The sequence below is a fragment of the Achromobacter sp. 1011791174 genome (assembly GCF_059760925.1).
This window is the reverse complement of sequence record NZ_JCBANH010000004.1, coordinates 39,463-55,729: the sequence shown is the minus strand read 5'-3', so window position 1 is coordinate 55,729 and position 16,267 is coordinate 39,463. Positions and strand designations below refer to the sequence as shown.

Below are 16,267 nucleotides of genomic sequence, written 5' to 3'. Positions count from 1 at the left end.
CGGCACGCGTATTTGCCGACGTGGATGTTTCCGTTCACCGCCGCGCCGCCAGCTGCCGGCGATCGCCATGATTTGCGGGTGGCGCGACAACCGTCGCGTCCGCTTCCTTTCAGGAGATCCGCATGCGTGCATACGCTGTTCTATCCAACGTCTCGTCCCGGCTGGCCGCCATTCCCTCCATCCTGAGGCAGGCGTCCGGCCGCCGTCCGGCGCCGCGCCCGCCGTCCGGGCATCAGGTCGACGCCGCCCCGCATCTGCCTGATGCCCGACTGGCCAAGGCGCCGCGCCCGGGTGCGATGTCCCTGCCGGGCTGGCCCTGGCGCACGCCATGGCGCCGTCCCCGCGGCCTGAGCCGGGTCATGGGCGGATCGATATGGCGTCTGTTGGCGGCGGCGGGTATGGCGCTAGCGGCGGCCACGGCCTCGGCCGTCGACGTCAACAGCGCCACCGCGCAGCAGCTGGAGTCGGTCAGCGGGATCGGCCCGAGCACCGCGCGGACCATCGTGCAGGAGCGCGAACGCGCCGGCGCCTTCGAATCGCTGGACGATCTGGCCGAGCGCGTGCGCGGCATCGGCCCGAAGAAGGCCAAGGCGTTGCAGGCCGCCGGGCTGACGGTGGGCGGCGCCGACGGCGCCGCGCAGAATGCCGCGCAAGGCGCCGCCACGCCGCCGGGCAAGGGCGGCGCGCCGGCTGGCGCGGCCCAGTCCGCCAAGGGCGGATCCGCCGCGAAGGCCAGGCAGTAAGCCATGCCGTCCTTCACGTTCCCGGGCGTGAAGGGCGGCGGGCGTGCCCCTGGCGCCGGCGCGGCTTTTGCGGCCGACGCGCGCGCGCCGGGGTTATGATCGGCTCCATGACTACGAACTACCCCACCATCGAGCAGACCGTCGGCAATACGCCGCTCGTGCGTCTGCAGCGTATTCCCGGAGCTGCGGGCGCGGCGCGCGGCAATGTCATCCTGGCCAAGCTTGAGGGCAATAACCCCGCCGGGTCGGTCAAGGACCGGCCGGCGCTGTCCATGATCGCCCATGCCGAGGCGCGCGGCGACATCAAGCCCGGCGATACCCTGATCGAGGCCACCAGCGGCAATACCGGCATCGCCCTGGCGATGGCCGCCGCCATGCGCGGCTACCGCATGATCCTGATCATGCCCGACAACCTGTCCGTCGAGCGCCGCGCGGCCATGGCCGCTTATGGCGCCGAGCTGATCCTCACGCCGGCCGACAAGGGCGGCATGGAGTACGCCCGGGATCTTGCCACCGAGATGCAGGCCGATGGCCGCGGCGTGGTGCTGGACCAGTTCGCCAATCCCGACAATCCGCGCGCGCACATCGAAAGCACCGGCCCGGAAATCTGGAACCAGACCGAAGGTCGTGTCACGCACTTCGTCAGCGCGATGGGCACCACCGGCACCATCATGGGGGTTTCCACCTATCTGAAGTCGCGCAACGCCGCGATCCAGGTGGTGGGCGCGCAGCCGGCCGAAGGCTCGCAGATCCCCGGCATCCGCAAATGGCCCGAAGCCTACCTGCCCAAGATCTTCGACCGCAGCCGCGTGGACGCCTACGAATCCATCGCGCAGGCCGATGCCGAGAAGATGGCGCGCCGGCTGGCGGCGGAAGAGGGCATCTTCGCCGGGATCTCCTCGGCCGGCGCCCTGGTCGCCGCGCTGCGCGTGGCCGAAAGGGTGAACGATGCGACCATCGTCTTCATCGTCTGCGACCGGGGCGACCGCTACCTGTCCACGGGTGTGTTCAATTAGTTCACCCCCGAAGCGCTGCGCGCTTCCCCCTCAAGGGGGCGCCGCTACGGACCGGAGAGTGAGGCCCGCCCCTGAAGCGCTGTGCGCTTCTCCCCTCAAGGGGCGCCGCGACGGACCGGCAAAGCCGGCTCCGTGCGGCCTGGATTGAAACAGCCTTCGACTGGGGCAGGCTCTTCTGGTTGAGGCGGTTTGCCGGCCGCGTTCAGCGGCCGACGCGGGCTTCGATTTCGGCGGCCAGGTCGGCCACGGCGGTGGCGTAGAAGTAGCTGCGGTTGTAGTGCGTCAGCGCGAAGAAGTTGGGCGTACCGACGCGGTATTGGGCCGTGCCACGCGCTTCTTCGACCAGATCGACGATGCCCAGGGGATGGGCGCTCCAGCCAACGGCGGAGGCGCCGGGCTGCAGGCGGCCGCCGGCGGCGCTGATCGTGTTCCAGCTTTGCTTGGGCACCAGGCCGCCGTCGACCAGGGTGGACGGGTCCGCCGGCAGGGTCACCGGCGCGAACACGGGCACGCCGCGCTGCCAGCCGTGCTGGGCCAGGAAGCTGCCCACCGACAGGATGGCGTCCTTGGTGCTGTTGGTCAGGTCGATATGGCCGCTGTCGTCGCCGTCGACGGCGTAGCGCATGATGCTGCCCGGCATGAACTGCGGCATGCCGATGGCGCCGGCGTAGGAGCCGCGCGTTTCCAGGTCGAGCTTGCCCTGCATCACCAGCGTCAGGAAATCCCCGAGCTGGCCTCGGAACATGGCGGCGCGTTCGGGCTTGTCCGGGTCGGGATAGTCGAAGGCCAGCGTGGTCAGCGCGTCCAGTACGCGGAAATTGCCCATATTGCGTCCATACAGCGTTTCGACGCCGATGATGGAGGCGATGATGGGGGCCGGCACGCCGAAGCGCTGCGCGGCCTGGTTCAGCAGGTCGCGGTTCTCGTTGTAGAACTCCACGCCCCAGCCAATGCGCTTGGGCTCGACGAAGCGCGCGCGGTAGGTCAGCCAGCTGCGCCAGATCTTCTTTCCGGGCGGCGCCGGCGCGATCAGGCGGGCCACGGTGGCGTTGTAGCGCGCGCCTTCCAGGGCGGCGACCATGGGCGCCAACGGCAGCTTGCGCTCGGCCGACAGGCCTTCCAGGAACTGGCGGACTTCAGGCTTCAGGCCGCCGCTGGGCGTGAGCGCGGCGGGTCCTTCGTCGGCTGTCTCCGGGCCAGGGGCGGTCGGGCCGATGCGGATGGGGGCGGTAGGTGCCTCGCTGGCGGCGGACACGCCCGGCGCGGAGGACGAGCGGGGGGCGGAGGGAGCGGTGGTGGAACACCCCGCGAGCAGGGCCGACATGACCCCGAGTTGCAGTAATCGCCGACAGATGAACATAATCTTCCTTATGGAGACCATGTATCTTACCCACCCGGCATGCCGCTTGCATGAAATGGGCAGTTGGCATCCGGAAAGCCCGCAGAGGCTGGACGCCATCTCGGACCAGTTGTTGGCCAGCGGCCTGATGCCCTATCTAGACGATCGCCAGGCGCCGCAAGCCTCGCGCCACGACATTCTGCGGGTCCATACCGTTCAGTACCTGGACAGTCTGCGCCAGCACGTGCCCGAGCACGGCTACTACCCGATCGATCCCGATACCCTGATGAACCCGCACACCTACGAGGCCGCGCTGTACGCGGCCGGCGCGGGCGTGGCCGCGGTCGACGCGGTCATGGGCGGCGAGGCGCGCACCGCTTTTTGTGCGGTGCGTCCGCCCGGGCACCATGCCTGCCGCTCCCAGGCCATGGGCTTTTGCTTCCTGAACAACGTGGCCATCGCGGCCCGCCACGCGCTGGATTTCCACGGCCTGTCGCGGGTGGCCATCGTGGATTTCGACGTGCACCACGGCAATGGCACCGAAGACGTCTTCGCCGGCGACGAGCGGGTGCTGATGTGCAGCTTCTTCCAGCACCCGTTCTTTCCCAACAGCGGCGCGGACCATCTGGCCGCCAACATGCTCAACGTGCCGGTGCCGGCCTATACCGCGGGCGCGGCGGTGCGGTCCATCGTCACGGACACCTGGCTGCCGCGGCTGGAGGCGCATCGGCCGGAGCTGATCCTGGTGTCGGCGGGATTCGACGCCCACCGGGAGGACGACATGGGTCAGATGGGGCTGGTCGAGGCCGATTACGCCTGGATCACCGAACAGCTCGTCGGGGTGGCCGACCGCCATGCCCAGGGCCGGATCGTCAGTACGCTGGAGGGCGGTTACAACCTGTCCGCCCTCGGTCGCAGCGTGGTGGCGCATATACGGGCGCTGGCGAAGCTGTAGAATCAGGAAAAAATTGTGCAATGCGATCCCGGCGCATGCCGGGTAATTATTTCCATTTGGAGGCAGCGGGATGAAGGTTTTGGTACCTGTCAAGCGCGTCGTTGACTACAACGTCAAGGTGCGCGTCAAGTCGGATCAGACTGGCGTCGATATCGCCAATGTGAAGATGTCCATGAACCCCTTCGACGAAATCGCCGTCGAGGAAGCGACCCGCCTGAAGGAGAAGGGTTCGGTGGCCGAGGTCGTCGCCGTGTCTTGCGGCGTGGCCCAATGCCAGGAAACCCTGCGCACAGCGATGGCCATTGGCGCCGATCGCGGCGTGCTGGTGCAGACCGATGTCGAACTGCAGCCGCTGGCCGTGGCCAAGCTGCTCAAGGCGCTGGTCGACAAGGAACAGCCGCAGCTGGTGATCCTGGGCAAGCAGGCGATCGACGACGACGCCAACCAGACCGGCCAGATGCTGGCCGCGCTGCTGGACTGGCCGCAAGCCACGTTCGCCAGCAAGGTCGAGCTGGGCGACGGCAAGGTCAACGTCACGCGCGAAGTCGACGGCGGCCTGGAGACCGTGTCGCTGAAGCTGCCGGCCATCATCACCACCGACCTGCGCCTGAACGAGCCGCGCTACGTGACGCTGCCGAACATCATGAAGGCCAAGAAGAAGCAGCTGGACACCGTGACGCCGCAGGACCTGGGCGTGGACCCGGCGCCGCGCCTGAAGACGCTGAAGGTCAGCGAGCCGCCGGCGCGCAAGGCCGGCATCAAGGTGCCCGATGTGGCGGCGCTGGTGGACAAACTCAAGAACGAAGCGAAGGTGGTCTGAGATGACGACGCTGGTTATTGCTGAACACGACAACGCCCAGCTCAAGGGCGCGACCCTGAACACCATCGCCGCCGCCGCCAAGAGCGGCGGCGACGTGCACGTGCTGGTCGCCGGCGCCAATGCCCGCGCCGTGGCCGAGCAGGCCGCGCAGGCCGCCGGCGTGTCCAAGGTGCTGCTGGCCGACGCGCCGCAGCTGGCCGAAGGCCTGGCCGAGAACCTGGCCGCCCAGGTGCTGGCCGTGGCGTCGGGCTACAGCCACATCCTGTTCCCCGCCACCGCCTCGGGCAAGAACGTGGCCCCGCGCGTGGCCGCCAAGCTGGATGTGGCGCAGGTCTCGGACATCATCGGCGTGGAATCCGCCGACACCTTCCAGCGCCCGATCTACGCCGGCAACGCCATCGCCACGGTGCAGTCGGCCGACGCGGTCAAGGTCATCACCGTGCGCACCACCGGCTTTGACGCGGTGGCCGCCACCGGCGGCTCGGCCGCGATCGAGGACGCCACTGCCGTGGCCGACTCGGGCCTGTCCAGCTTCGTGGGTCGCGAAGTCGCCAAGAGCGACCGCCCCGAACTGGCCGGCGCGCGCGTGGTCGTCTCCGGCGGCCGTGGCCTGGGCAGCGCCGAGAACTTCAAGATCCTGGACCCGCTGGCCGACAAGCTGGGCGCGGCGCTGGGCGCTTCGCGCGCGGCGGTCGACGCCGGCTACGCGCCGAACGACTGGCAGGTCGGCCAGACCGGCAAGATCGTGGCCCCGCAGCTGTACGTGGCCGTCGGCATCTCCGGCGCCATCCAGCACCTGGCCGGCATGAAGGACTCCAAGGTCATCGTGGCCATCAACAAGGATCCGGAAGCCCCGATCTTCGGCGTGGCCGACTACGGCCTGGTCGGCGATCTGTTCCAGGTCGTGCCGGAACTGACCGGCGCGCTATAGAGCCAGACGCAAGGCATCTACGGAAAAGCCCGCGAACGCAGGTTCGCGGGCTTTTCTTTTGCGCGTGACATCGGATTGCAGGCGCTCAATTCGGGTCATGAATATTGCATAAGGTTATATGTCTTGCGTATTTCCCCCGTACCGAGTTTGATGGAAGAATCGTCGCATGGCTGCCGCTGCGGGATGCAAGCCCGGGCGTCGCAGGCCGCCGACGAGCCGTTGCCGGCCGTGTCCGCCGCGCTCGCGGGCGGGCCGCCCTCGATCAACCTTCATCCGCATGCAGGAGACACCATGAGTCATCTACGCCTGGGCGACATCGCCCCCGATTTCGAACAGGAATCCTCGGTTGGCCCGATCCGTTTTCATGAATTCCTGGGCAACAGCTGGGGCGTGCTGTTCTCGCATCCCGCCGATTTCACCCCCGTCTGCACCACCGAGCTGGGCTACACCGCCAAGCTGGCCGACGAGTTCGCCAAGCGCAACGTGAAGGTGCTGGCGCTGTCCGTCGACGGCAAGGAATCGCACAACAAGTGGATCGAGGACATCAACGACACCCAGTCCACCACGGTCAATTTCCCGATCCTGGCCGACAAGGACCGCAAGGTTTCCGAGCTGTACGACATGATCCACCCGAACGCCAACGCCACGCTGACGGTGCGCTCGGTGTTCATCATCGATCCGAACAAGAAGGTGCGCCTGACCATCACCTATCCGGCCAGCACCGGACGCAACTTCAACGAGATCCTGCGCGTCATCGACTCGCTGCAGCTGACCGACAGCCACAGCGTGGCCACGCCGGTGAACTGGCAGGACGGCGACGACGTGATCATCGTGCCCTCGTTGCAGGACGAGGCCGTGATCAAGCAGAAATTCCCCAAGGGCTACAAGGCCGTGCGTCCTTACCTGCGCATCACGCCCCAGCCGAATAAGTAAATAGCCGGGATGCATGAAGGGCCGCGCGCCCTGAACGCATCCCGCAGGCTTTGCCGCCAGTACGCCGCGATTCCCCGCTGGGAACGCGGCGTTTTTTTATGGGTCTCCACGGCTGGCGCGACGGGCATTCCGCAAGGGGCGCGCGCTGCGCCTGGCCCCAAGCAGGCGAGGCGGCGTGGTTTCGCCATGCCCCGCGTCTATATGCTTGGCGGCGATTAACAATCAAAAAATGATTCGTTCCGTTCAGATCGACTCGCCTGCAAACTTGCTTCCACATTGTCAAACTGACGCAGGGAGCAAGGGATGTCTTTCAGGAAAGCGGGTTGGCTGGCCGCCTTGGCTGCAGTGACGGTTTCGCTCGCGGCGATCGCGCCGGCCCAGGCGCAGCAGAAGCAGACGCTGCTCAACGTCTCCTATGATCCGACACGCGAGCTGTACCGCGCGATCGACGACGCCTTCGCCAAGCAATACAAGGACAAGGCCGGCGTCGAGCTGACCATCCGCCAATCGCACGGCGGCTCGGGCCGCCAGGCGCGTTCGGTCATCGACGGACTGGAAGCCGACGTGGTGACGCTGGCCCTGGCCTACGACATCGACGCCATCGCCGATCGCGGCCTGCTCCCGGAAAACTGGCAGGCCCGCCTGCCGCAGAACAGCTCGCCCTACACCTCCACCATCGTGTTCCTGGTGCGCAAGGGCAATCCCAAGCAGATCAAGGACTGGGACGACCTGGTCAAGGACGGCGTGCAGGTCATCACCCCCAACCCCAAGACTTCCGGCGGCGCGCGCTGGAATTACCTGGCGGCCTGGGCCTACGCGCTCGAGAAGAACGGCGGCAGCGAGGACAAGGCCAAGGCCTATGTCGGCGAGCTGCTCAAGCACGTGCCGGTGCTGGATACCGGCGCGCGCGGCGCCACCACCACCTTCGTCGAGCGCGGCGTGGGCGACGTGCTGCTGGCCTGGGAGAACGAGGCTTTCCTGGCGCTCGAGGAGCTGGGTCCGGACAAGTTCGACATCGTGGTGCCCTCGCTGTCCATCCTGGCCGAGCCGCCGGTGGCCGTGGTCGACAAGATCGTCGACAAGAAGGGCACCCGCGCCGCGGCCCAGGCCTACCTGGAATTCCTGTACACGCCGGCGGCGCAGGAAATCATCGCCAAGAACTACTACCGCCCCATCGACAAGGACGTGGCGGCCAAGTACGAAAGCAAGTTCCCCAAGGTCAAGCTCGTCAAGATCGACGACAAGATCTTCGGCGGCTGGCGCAAGGCGCAGAAGGATCACTTCAGCGATGGCGGCACCTTCGACCAGATCTACCAGCCTCAGAAGAAATGATCTCCTGACCATCGGACGACGGCCATGACCTCAGCCTCGACACCGGCGGCAACGGGCGCGCAAGCGCCTTTTGCCGTTCGCCGCAGCAGCCCGGGCGTATTGCCCGGCTTCGGCATTTCCATGGGCTATGCGGTGCTCTACCTGAGCCTGCTGGTGCTCATTCCACTGGCCGCGCTGCCCATCAAGAGCGCCTCGCTCGGCTGGCAGGGCTTCTGGGACGCCGTTGCTTCGCCGCGCGTGGTGGCGTCCTACAAGCTCACCTTCGGCGCGTCCCTGATCGCCGCGCTGGTGAACCTGGTGTTCGGCACCATCGTGGCCTGGGTGCTGGTGCGTTATCGCTTCCCGGGCAAGAAGATCCTGGATGCGCTGGTGGACCTGCCTTTCGCGCTGCCCACCGCCGTCGCCGGCATCGCGCTGACCGCGCTGTATTCGGAAAAGGGCTGGCTGGGCGCGCCGCTGGCCGAGTGGTTCGGCTGGAAGGTCGCGTTCACGCCGTTGGGCATCGTGATCGCGCTGATCTTCATCGGCGTGCCCTTCGTGGTGCGCACGGTGCAGCCTGTGCTCGAGGACGTCGAGCGCGAGATCGAGGAGGCCGCCGCCAGCCTGGGCGCCAATCGCTGGCAGACCATACGCCGTGTGCTGCTGCCCGCGCTGCTGCCGGCGCTGATGACCGGCTTCGCGCTGGCCTTCGCGCGCGCGGTGGGCGAGTACGGCTCGGTGGTGTTCATCGCCGGCAACATGCCCATGGTGTCCGAGATCACGCCGTTGTTGATCATCGCCAAGCTCGAACAGTTCGACTATGCCGGCGCGGCCGCCATCGCCACGGTGATGCTGGTGCTGTCCTTCGCGCTGCTGTTCATCATCAATCTGCTGCAGGGCTGGCAGGCCCGCCGCGGCCTCGGGAGAGCCTGATGAGCGTCGACCATCGTCCCGCCCACCTGACCGAGCCGCGCTGGGTGCGCGGCATCCTGTTGGGCATCGCGCTGCTGTTCCTGACGCTGTTCCTGCTGGTGCCGCTGGCCGCGGTATTCGCCGAGGCCTTCCGCAAGGGTTGGGCCTTGTACCTGGAGGCCATCGTCGAGCCGGACGCCTGGGCGGCGATCCGTCTGACCTTGCTGGTCGCGGCCATCGCGCTGCCTGTGAACCTGGTGTTCGGCGTGGCCGCCGCCTGGGCCATCACCAAGTTCCAGTTTCGCGGCAAGCAGTTCCTGATCACGCTGATCGACCTGCCGTTCTCGGTGTCGCCGGTGGTGGCGGGGCTGGTCTTCGTGCTGCTGTTCGGCACGCAGGGCTGGTTCGGCGGCTGGTTGCAGGCGCACGACATCAAGATCGTGTACGCGGTGCCGGGCATCATCCTGGCCAGCCTGTTCGTGACCTTTCCGTTCGTCGCGCGCGAGCTGATTCCGCTGATGCAGGCGCAGGGCAGCGAGGAAGAGCAGGCCGCGCTGACGCTGGGCGCCAATGGCTGGCAGATCTTCTGGCGCGTCACGCTGCCGAACATCAAGTGGGGCCTGCTGTACGGCGCCATCCTGTGCAACGCGCGCGCCATGGGCGAGTTCGGCGCCGTGTCGGTGGTGTCCGGCCAGGTGCGTGGCCTGACCAACACCATGACCCTGCACGTCGAGATTCTCTACAACGAATATCAGTATTCGGCGGCCTTCGCCGTCGCCTCTTTGCTGGCCCTGCTGGCGCTGGTGACGCTGGTGGCCAAGAACCTGGTCGAGTGGCGCAACGCGAAGCAGCTGCAGGCCGCCAGTCAGCCCGCCGAGTATCCCGGCCCCGCCGTGGCCATCACCCAGGCCGCCGCCTGACACGGCGCCCGACGGAGACAAACATGAGCATAGAAGTCCGCAATCTGTCCAAGCGCTTCGGCCAGTTCCGCGCGCTCAACGACGTATCGCTGCATATCGAGACCGGCGAGCTGGTCGCGCTGCTGGGACCGTCCGGCTGTGGCAAGACCACGCTGCTGCGCATCATCGCGGGCCTGGAATCGGCTGACTCGGGCAGCGTGCTGTTCGCCGGCGAGGACGCCACCGCCGTGGACGTGCGCCAGCGCCAGGTCGGGTTCGTGTTCCAGCACTACGCGCTGTTCAAGCACATGACCGTGTTCGAGAACGTGGCCTTCGGCCTGCGCGTCAAGCATCGTTCGCAGCGTCCTTCCGAGGACCAGATCCAGCGCAAGGTGCACGACCTGCTGGGGCTGGTGCAACTGGACTGGCTGGCCGATCGCTATCCGGCCCAGCTGTCGGGCGGCCAGCGCCAGCGCATCGCCCTGGCGCGCGCGCTGGCGGTGGAGCCGCGCGTGCTGCTGCTGGACGAACCCTTTGGCGCGCTGGACGCCAAGGTGCGCAAGGAACTGCGCCGCTGGCTGCGCCGGCTGCACGACGAGCTGCACGTGGCCAGCGTGTTCGTGACGCACGACCAGGAAGAGGCGCTGGAAGTGGCCGACCGGGTGGTGCTGATGAACTCGGGCCGCATCGAGCAGGTGGGCACGCCTCGCGAAGTCTGGGAGTCGCCCGCCACGCCCTTCGTCTACGGCTTCCTGGGCGACGTCAACTCGCTGGCCGGCGTGGCCACGCGCGGCGTCTGGCAGGGCGCGGGGCTGTCGCTGCCGGCGCCGGAGCTGGCGCAGGCCGACGGCGAGCGCGCCACCGCCTATGTGCGGCCGCACGAATTCGACATCGAGCGCTACCGGCCGGAAGGCGAGGGCATCGCGGTGCGGCTGTCGCACGCCTACCTGGCCGGCCCCAGCGCCTATCTGGAACTGGCGCGCCAGGACTCGGACGCCATCATCGAGGCCGAAGTGCCGGAACAGCTGTACCGGGAGCTGAACCTGCGCGACGGCGAAACCCTGCTGGCGCGTCCGCGCCGGGCCCGGATCTTCGCGGTGCAAGCATGACGACGATCGAACTGCCTCCCGAACTGGAAGCCGGCGCGGCGGCGCGCTGGCGCGAGTTGATCGAGACGCTGGCCGACGCGCGGCGTCGCTATCCCGACGCCGCGCTGGCCTCGTCGCTGGCGGCCGAGGACATGGTGCTGACGCACGCCATTTTCGACGCCGGGCTGGACCTGGAGGTGTTCACGCTGGACACCGGCAGGCTGCACGCCGAAACGCTGGGCGTGCTGGACGCGATCCGCCAGCGCTACCGCCGCGAGGTCACGATCTACCGGCCAGACGCGGCTGCCGTCGACGCGCACGTGGCCGCGCATGGCGCCTATGCCTTCTACGAAAGCGTCGAGCTGCGCAAGGCTTGCTGCCAGATCCGCAAGGTCGAGCCGCTCAAGCGCGCTCTGGCCGGACGCGGCGCCTGGATCACCGGGCAGCGGCGCGCCCAGTCCGCCACGCGCGGAGAGCTGGCGCGCGAAGAACAGGACGCCACGTTCGGCCTGTACAAGTTCAACCCGCTGGCGGACTGGAGCGAGGCCGAGGTCTGGACCGTGATCCGCGCGCTGGGCATTCCGTACAACCCGCTGCACGACCAGGGCTATCCGTCCATCGGCTGCGAACCCTGTACGCGCGCCTTGCGGCCGGGCGAAGACCTGCGGGCAGGGCGCTGGTGGTGGGAGTCCTCGGACTCCAAGGAATGCGGCCTGCATGCGGGCAACCGGGTCATCGCCATCGCGCCCGTCGGCGACGCTGGCCGGCCATGAATTCGAAAACCATGATTCAAGGGGAACACCCAATGTCTGCCGTGATTCAACGCAGCCACCTGGACTGGCTGGAATCGGAAGCCATCTTCATCCTGCGCGAGGTCGCCGCCGAGTGCGAACGGCCGGTGCTGCTGTTCTCGGGCGGCAAGGATTCGGTCGTGCTGCTGCGCCTGGCCGAGAAGGCCTTTCGCCCGGGCGGTTTTCCGTTTCCGCTGATGCATATCGACACCGGCCACAATTTCGCCGAGGTGATCGATTTCCGCGACGCGCGCGCCGCCGAGCTGGGCGAGACCCTGATCGTGCGCAGCGTCGAGGATTCGATCAAGCGTGGCAGTGTGGTGCTGCGGCGCGAGACCGATTCGCGCAATGCCGCGCAGGCGGTGACGCTGCTGGAAGCGATCGAGGAATTCGGCTTCGACGCCTGCATCGGCGGCGCCCGGCGCGACGAGGAAAAGGCGCGCGCCAAGGAACGCATCTTCTCGTTCCGCGACGAGTTCGGCCAATGGGATCCGAAGGCCCAGCGGCCGGAAGTCTGGAACCTGTTCAACACCCGCGTGCATCGCGGCGAGAACATGCGCGTGTTCCCGATCTCGAACTGGACCGAGCTGGACGTGTGGCAATACATCCAGCGCGAAGGCCTGGCGCTGCCGTCGATCTACTACGCGCACGAGCGCGAGGTGGTGCGGCGCAAGGGGCTGCTGGTGCCGGTGACGCGGCTGACGCCGCCGCAGGAAGGCGAACGGGTCGAGCGGCTGCAGGTGCGCTTTCGCACCGTGGGCGACATCTCCTGCACCTGCCCGGTGGCGTCCGACGCCGCCGACACGGCCGCCATCATCGCCGAGACCGCGGTGACCGACATCACTGAGCGCGGCGCCACCCGCATGGACGACCAGACTTCCGAGGCCTCGATGGAGCGCCGCAAGAAGGAAGGCTACTTCTGATCCCGCGCAAGCACCCGACCGCTCCGGCCGTGCGCCGGGGTTTGCCGGCTTGAAGGCCGGCCGCAAGGAACGCACATGAACGCCATCAACGATTCTTTTCTTTCCTGCGCCGACCGCGGCGTGCTGCGCCTGATCACCGCCGGTTCGGTGGATGACGGCAAGTCCACGCTGATCGGACGCCTGCTGTACGACAGCAAGGGCGTGTTCGCCGACCAGCTCGACGCCATCGCGCGCGCCAAGTACAAGCGCGTGGCCGGCGACGGCATCGACTTCTCGCTGCTGACGGACGGCCTGGAGGCCGAGCGCGAGCAGGGCATCACCATCGACGTGGCCTACCGATACTTCTCGACCCCGGTGCGCAAGTTCATCATCGCCGACGCGCCGGGGCATGAGCAGTACACGCGCAACATGGTGACGGGCGCGTCCACCGCCGACGTGGCCGTCATCCTGATCGACGCCACCCGCGCCGCCGATGGCAAGCTGCTGCCGCAGACCAAGCGCCACAGCACCATCGCCAGGCTGCTGGGCATCCGCCACATCGTGGTGGCGGTGAACAAGATGGATCTGGTGGATTGGGACCCGGCCGTGTTCGAACGCATCCGCGCCGCCTACGCCGAGCTGGCGGCCAAGCTGGGTATCGCGCATTTCGACGCGCTGCCGCTGTCGGCGCTGAACGGCGACAACGTGGTCACGTCGTCGCCGAAGACGCCCTGGTACCAGGGCCAACCGCTGCTGGCGCTGTTGGAGGCGCTGGATGTGCAGAACGACGGCGGCGCCTTGCCGCTGCGTTTCCCGGTGCAGCGCGTGGCGCGCCATGACGGCGACCGCAAGGACGACTTCCGTGGCTATGCTGGCCGCGTCGCCAGCGGCGTGCTGCGGCCCGGCGATGCCGTCACGGTGCAGCCGTCCGGCGTGGACGCCGTGGTGAGCCGCGTGCTGGCATTCGACCGTGAACTGGACGTAGCGGTGGCTGGCGATTCCGTCACTGTGGTGCTGGACCGCGACGTGGATGTCTCGCGTGGCGACGTGATCGCGCACTCGGCCGCGCCCGCGCAGGTGTCGCGCGAGTTCGAGGCCGAATTGTGCTGGCTCGATTCGCAGCCGCTCAATCCGGCGCGCAAGTATCTGCTCAAGTCGGGCACGCGGCTGACCTCGGCGAAGGTGCGCGCCGTGCTGTCGCATCGTGATATCCATGAGCTGCAGGAAGTCGAGAACACGGAAGGCGTGCTGCGCATGAACGACATCGGCCGGGTGTCGTTCACGACGCGCGATGCGCTCGCCGTAGATCGCTACGCGGACGTGCCGGCGACCGGCGCGTTCATCCTGATCGACGAGGCGACGCATCAGACGGCGGCTGCCGGCATGCTGCGCTAACGGGCCTGCGGATTCGGGGGGGCGGAGCGTTTTTCGTTCCCCCGGATTGTTGTTGTTTTTCTTCCAAAGTCAATGCTGGCGCGGGTTTCCGGCCCATCTCGCAAGATGAAATCGAATTGTCGCAACGGAGCCGGCGTCTTGCGGTAAAGTGGGGCTGTCTTAAGAAAAGTCTTTCGGGGCTTGCTAAAACTACTGTGTTTTTGTACAGTGGTTCCTATGGCAAGCATCGATCATTCTTTTCCCGCCGGTTCTGGGTCCCCGGCTGCCGCCCCCGCCGCCTTGCGCGGTCGGGGTGCGGTTACTAATGTTCGACATCGCTTCCAATCCGACGAACGCGTGCAGGTCGACGACGGCTGGTCCGCCTCCGGACTGCCGGCAGATTTCGTAGATCCCGTCCCCGATTTTTCTTCAGATGCTTCGTCGAGCCTGACCGAGCGCGCCGCCGCCTTTCCTGGCAAGGACGACGCCGCTACGCCGGCCGTTTCCGGCCAGTCCTCCCGAATCGTTCCCGTCATCCCCATCGTGCCCGATCAGCGCCGCGAACCCGCCGCGCCCAAGACCCAGGTCACGGCCGAGGCCGCGCGCAAGATGCTGTCGCGCAATGATTCGCCCGACATTCCCTTCGACGTGGCGGTCAATCCCTACCGTGGCTGCGAGCACGGCTGTGTTTACTGCTACGCCCGTCCCACCCATGCCTACCTGGGCTATTCGCCCGGCCTGGATTTCGAAACCCGGCTGGTGGCCAAGGCCAACGCCGTCGAGGCCCTGCGCGCGGAACTGAGCCGGCCGGGCTACAAGCCGTCGCCCATCAATATCGGTTCGGCCACCGACGCCTACCAGCCCATCGAGCGCGAATGGCGCCTGACGCGCGGCCTGCTGGAACTGATGCTGGAAACCCGGCATCCGCTCACCATCGTCACGAAGAACGCCCTGGTCGCGCGCGACCTGGACCTGCTGGCCGAACTGGCCCGCCGCAACCTGGTTGTCGTCTACATGAGCGTCACCACGCTGGACGCGGCCATGGCCCGCAGCCTGGAGCCGCGCGCCGCCGCGCCCTGGCGCCGGCTGGAGGCGGTGCGCAGCCTTACCGACGCCGGCGTGCCGGTGGGCGTGCTGGTGGCGCCCATCATTCCGTTCATCAACGACGAGTCCATGGAGCACATCCTGGAGGCCGCCAAGGCGGCTGGCGCGCATTACGCCAGCTACACGGTCCTGCGCCTGCCCTGGGAGGTCAAGACCTTGTTCGAGGACTGGCTGCACGCCCATTTCCCGGATCGCGCCCAGCGCGTCCTGCATCGCATCGAAGACCTGCGCAGCGGTCGCCGCAACGATCCCAACTTTGGTTCGCGCATGCGTGGCACCGGCATCTGGGCCGACTTGCTGCGCCAGCGTTTTTCCATGGCCGCGCGCAAGCTGGGCCTGAACCGCAGCCGCCTGCAGCTCAGCTGCGACCAATTCATGCCGCCCGCCGTGGCCGGCCTGGACGGCGCGCACGATGCCTCATTCCCCGTTTTCCCATCCCCGGCTGGCGCGAAAGCGTCTTCAGGGGTCCCCCATGCCTCGACCGCTGGCGCCGCCAGCGGCTATGTCCGTGGCCGCAGTCCGCTGCGCGCCGCGGCCGCCGGGCAGTTGTCGCTGTTCGAGTCGTAGTCCGATCTCGCCGGGCCTGTCGGGCCGGAGTCTGTGTCGTCTAGCCGATGGGCCAAGCGCATGCGCGGCCATGAATACAAGGAGTTCCCATGAACACCGGAAACCTCTCCGCCATGCCCGATGCGCTGGCCCTGGATCTGAATCCCGCCCGTGGACCGCTGGCGCGTCTGCGCGCGCTGGGCGCCCGCCTTGCGGTGTCCATGCCAGGCAAGACGCAGCCGGCCCGCGCGAGCAGCCGGCTGGCGTCGCTGCCGGCCAAGTGGCCGTTTCCCGCGCCCGCCCAGGACGACGCGGCGAGCAAGGGCAAGGCCGGAGAAAGCGCCGCGCGCCTGCCGCGCGAGCGCACGCTGGGCAATGCCACCGTCGAGCCGGTGGCGGATCAGCTCAGCATGAAGAGCAAGGTGGCGGATGTGCTGCTGGTGCTGGCCTGGGGCGCCATGATTCCTGCGTTGATGTGGCTGGGCGCTGCCGGCGGATTCTGACCTCGGCGCGATGCCGGGCGGGTCCGGCGCGCAGGGGCAGGGGAGCGGCGCTTGCCACCCGGGCTTCTTCAGTTGGACCGGACCCGACAGCGGGTGCCGG

16 protein-coding genes are annotated in these 16,267 nt (G+C 67.7%); 15 read left to right on the top strand and 1 reads right to left on the bottom strand.

The window, feature by feature from the left end:
- Nucleotides 1-122 precede the first annotated feature (122 nt).
- On the top strand, nt 123-743 hold the full coding sequence (locus tag AC6LJ5_RS02535) for a ComEA family DNA-binding protein (RefSeq protein ID WP_498139764.1): 621 nt from the start codon (nt 123-125) through the stop codon (nt 741-743).
- Nucleotides 744-850: 107 nt separating this feature from the next.
- Complete coding sequence (gene cysM / locus AC6LJ5_RS02530) at nt 851-1,759, top strand: cysteine synthase CysM (RefSeq protein ID WP_498139763.1); 909 nt, start codon at nt 851-853, stop codon at nt 1,757-1,759.
- 202 nt (nt 1,760-1,961) lie between these two features.
- Here the strand turns inward: cysM and mltB are convergent, their stop codons facing one another.
- Complete coding sequence (gene mltB / locus AC6LJ5_RS02525) at nt 1,962-3,119, bottom strand: lytic murein transglycosylase B (RefSeq protein ID WP_498139762.1); 1,158 nt, start codon at nt 3,117-3,119, stop codon at nt 1,962-1,964.
- A 10-nt stretch (nt 3,120-3,129) separates the two neighbouring features.
- Between mltB and AC6LJ5_RS02520 the strand changes: the two genes are divergently transcribed.
- The 13 genes from AC6LJ5_RS02520 (at nt 3,130) to AC6LJ5_RS02460 (ending at nt 16,167) form a co-directional block, all read left to right on the top strand.
- The gene (locus AC6LJ5_RS02520; RefSeq protein WP_498139761.1) at nt 3,130-4,053 is read left to right on the top strand and encodes a histone deacetylase family protein; all 924 of its coding nucleotides are present in this window, start codon (nt 3,130-3,132) and stop codon (nt 4,051-4,053) included.
- Nucleotides 4,054-4,123: 70 nt separating this feature from the next.
- Entirely contained in the window at nt 4,124-4,873 is a 750-nt protein-coding gene (locus AC6LJ5_RS02515) for an electron transfer flavoprotein subunit beta/FixA family protein (protein ID WP_103273356.1), read from the top strand.
- A gap of 1 nt (nt 4,874) precedes the next feature.
- Nucleotides 4,875-5,804 carry an electron transfer flavoprotein subunit alpha/FixB family protein gene (locus tag AC6LJ5_RS02510; RefSeq protein WP_498139760.1) on the top strand — a complete coding sequence of 310 codons (930 nt, stop codon included), beginning with the start codon at nt 4,875-4,877 and terminating at the stop codon, nt 5,802-5,804.
- Nucleotides 5,805-6,095: 291 nt separating this feature from the next.
- Nucleotides 6,096-6,737: a peroxiredoxin gene (locus AC6LJ5_RS02505; protein WP_103276372.1), complete on the top strand. Its 642-nt coding sequence runs from the start codon at nt 6,096-6,098 to the stop codon at nt 6,735-6,737.
- A gap of 303 nt (nt 6,738-7,040) precedes the next feature.
- Entirely contained in the window at nt 7,041-8,069 is a 1,029-nt protein-coding gene (locus AC6LJ5_RS02500; RefSeq protein WP_103273358.1) for a sulfate ABC transporter substrate-binding protein, read from the top strand.
- A gap of 24 nt (nt 8,070-8,093) precedes the next feature.
- Complete coding sequence (gene cysT, locus AC6LJ5_RS02495) at nt 8,094-8,981, top strand: sulfate ABC transporter permease subunit CysT (RefSeq protein WP_103273359.1); 888 nt, start codon at nt 8,094-8,096, stop codon at nt 8,979-8,981.
- Nucleotides 8,981-9,880, top strand: a complete 900-nt coding sequence (gene cysW / locus AC6LJ5_RS02490; RefSeq protein WP_103273360.1) for a sulfate ABC transporter permease subunit CysW — start codon at nt 8,981-8,983, stop codon at nt 9,878-9,880. The genes cysT and cysW overlap by 1 nt, the downstream gene beginning before the upstream one ends.
- A 23-nt stretch (nt 9,881-9,903) precedes the next feature.
- Nucleotides 9,904-10,968: a sulfate/molybdate ABC transporter ATP-binding protein gene (locus AC6LJ5_RS02485; protein ID WP_498139759.1), complete on the top strand. Its 1,065-nt coding sequence runs from the start codon at nt 9,904-9,906 to the stop codon at nt 10,966-10,968.
- Nucleotides 10,965-11,720, top strand: a complete 756-nt coding sequence (locus AC6LJ5_RS02480) for a phosphoadenylyl-sulfate reductase (RefSeq protein WP_103273362.1) — start codon at nt 10,965-10,967, stop codon at nt 11,718-11,720. The genes AC6LJ5_RS02485 and AC6LJ5_RS02480 overlap by 4 nt, the downstream gene beginning before the upstream one ends.
- 32 nt (nt 11,721-11,752) lie before the next feature.
- Nucleotides 11,753-12,661, top strand: coding sequence for a sulfate adenylyltransferase subunit CysD (gene cysD / locus AC6LJ5_RS02475; protein WP_103273363.1), 909 nt, complete (start codon nt 11,753-11,755; stop codon nt 12,659-12,661).
- Between the two features lie 75 nt (nt 12,662-12,736).
- Complete coding sequence (locus AC6LJ5_RS02470) at nt 12,737-14,035, top strand: sulfate adenylyltransferase subunit 1 (RefSeq protein ID WP_498139758.1); 1,299 nt, start codon at nt 12,737-12,739, stop codon at nt 14,033-14,035.
- Nucleotides 14,036-14,251: 216 nt separating this feature from the next.
- Nucleotides 14,252-15,685, top strand: a complete 1,434-nt coding sequence (locus AC6LJ5_RS02465; RefSeq protein WP_498139757.1) for a PA0069 family radical SAM protein — start codon at nt 14,252-14,254, stop codon at nt 15,683-15,685.
- Between the two features lie 89 nt (nt 15,686-15,774).
- A complete protein-coding gene (locus tag AC6LJ5_RS02460; RefSeq protein WP_103273366.1) occupies nt 15,775-16,167 on the top strand; it encodes a hypothetical protein in 393 nt (130 codons plus the stop codon).
- Nucleotides 16,168-16,267: the final 100 nt, after the last annotated feature.

Coding starts and splice junctions, on each gene's coding strand:
- AC6LJ5_RS02500 (WP_103273358.1), top strand. CDS start 7,041: ATGTCTTTCAGGAAAGCGGGTTGGCTGGCCGCCTTGGCTGCAGTGACG.
- AC6LJ5_RS02470 (WP_498139758.1), top strand. CDS start 12,737: ATGAACGCCATCAACGATTCTTTTCTTTCCTGCGCCGACCGCGGCGTG.
- AC6LJ5_RS02510 (WP_498139760.1), top strand. CDS start 4,875: ATGACGACGCTGGTTATTGCTGAACACGACAACGCCCAGCTCAAGGGC.
- cysT (WP_103273359.1), top strand. CDS start 8,094: ATGACCTCAGCCTCGACACCGGCGGCAACGGGCGCGCAAGCGCCTTTT.
- cysM (WP_498139763.1), top strand. CDS start 851: ATGACTACGAACTACCCCACCATCGAGCAGACCGTCGGCAATACGCCG.
- AC6LJ5_RS02505 (WP_103276372.1), top strand. CDS start 6,096: ATGAGTCATCTACGCCTGGGCGACATCGCCCCCGATTTCGAACAGGAA.
- cysD (WP_103273363.1), top strand. CDS start 11,753: ATGTCTGCCGTGATTCAACGCAGCCACCTGGACTGGCTGGAATCGGAA.
- cysW (WP_103273360.1), top strand. CDS start 8,981: ATGAGCGTCGACCATCGTCCCGCCCACCTGACCGAGCCGCGCTGGGTG.
- mltB (WP_498139762.1), bottom strand. CDS start 3,119: ATGTTCATCTGTCGGCGATTACTGCAACTCGGGGTCATGTCGGCCCTG.
- AC6LJ5_RS02520 (WP_498139761.1), top strand. CDS start 3,130: ATGGAGACCATGTATCTTACCCACCCGGCATGCCGCTTGCATGAAATG.
- AC6LJ5_RS02515 (WP_103273356.1), top strand. CDS start 4,124: ATGAAGGTTTTGGTACCTGTCAAGCGCGTCGTTGACTACAACGTCAAG.
- AC6LJ5_RS02465 (WP_498139757.1), top strand. CDS start 14,252: ATGGCAAGCATCGATCATTCTTTTCCCGCCGGTTCTGGGTCCCCGGCT.
- AC6LJ5_RS02535 (WP_498139764.1), top strand. CDS start 123: ATGCGTGCATACGCTGTTCTATCCAACGTCTCGTCCCGGCTGGCCGCC.
- AC6LJ5_RS02460 (WP_103273366.1), top strand. CDS start 15,775: ATGAACACCGGAAACCTCTCCGCCATGCCCGATGCGCTGGCCCTGGAT.
- AC6LJ5_RS02485 (WP_498139759.1), top strand. CDS start 9,904: ATGAGCATAGAAGTCCGCAATCTGTCCAAGCGCTTCGGCCAGTTCCGC.
- AC6LJ5_RS02480 (WP_103273362.1), top strand. CDS start 10,965: ATGACGACGATCGAACTGCCTCCCGAACTGGAAGCCGGCGCGGCGGCG.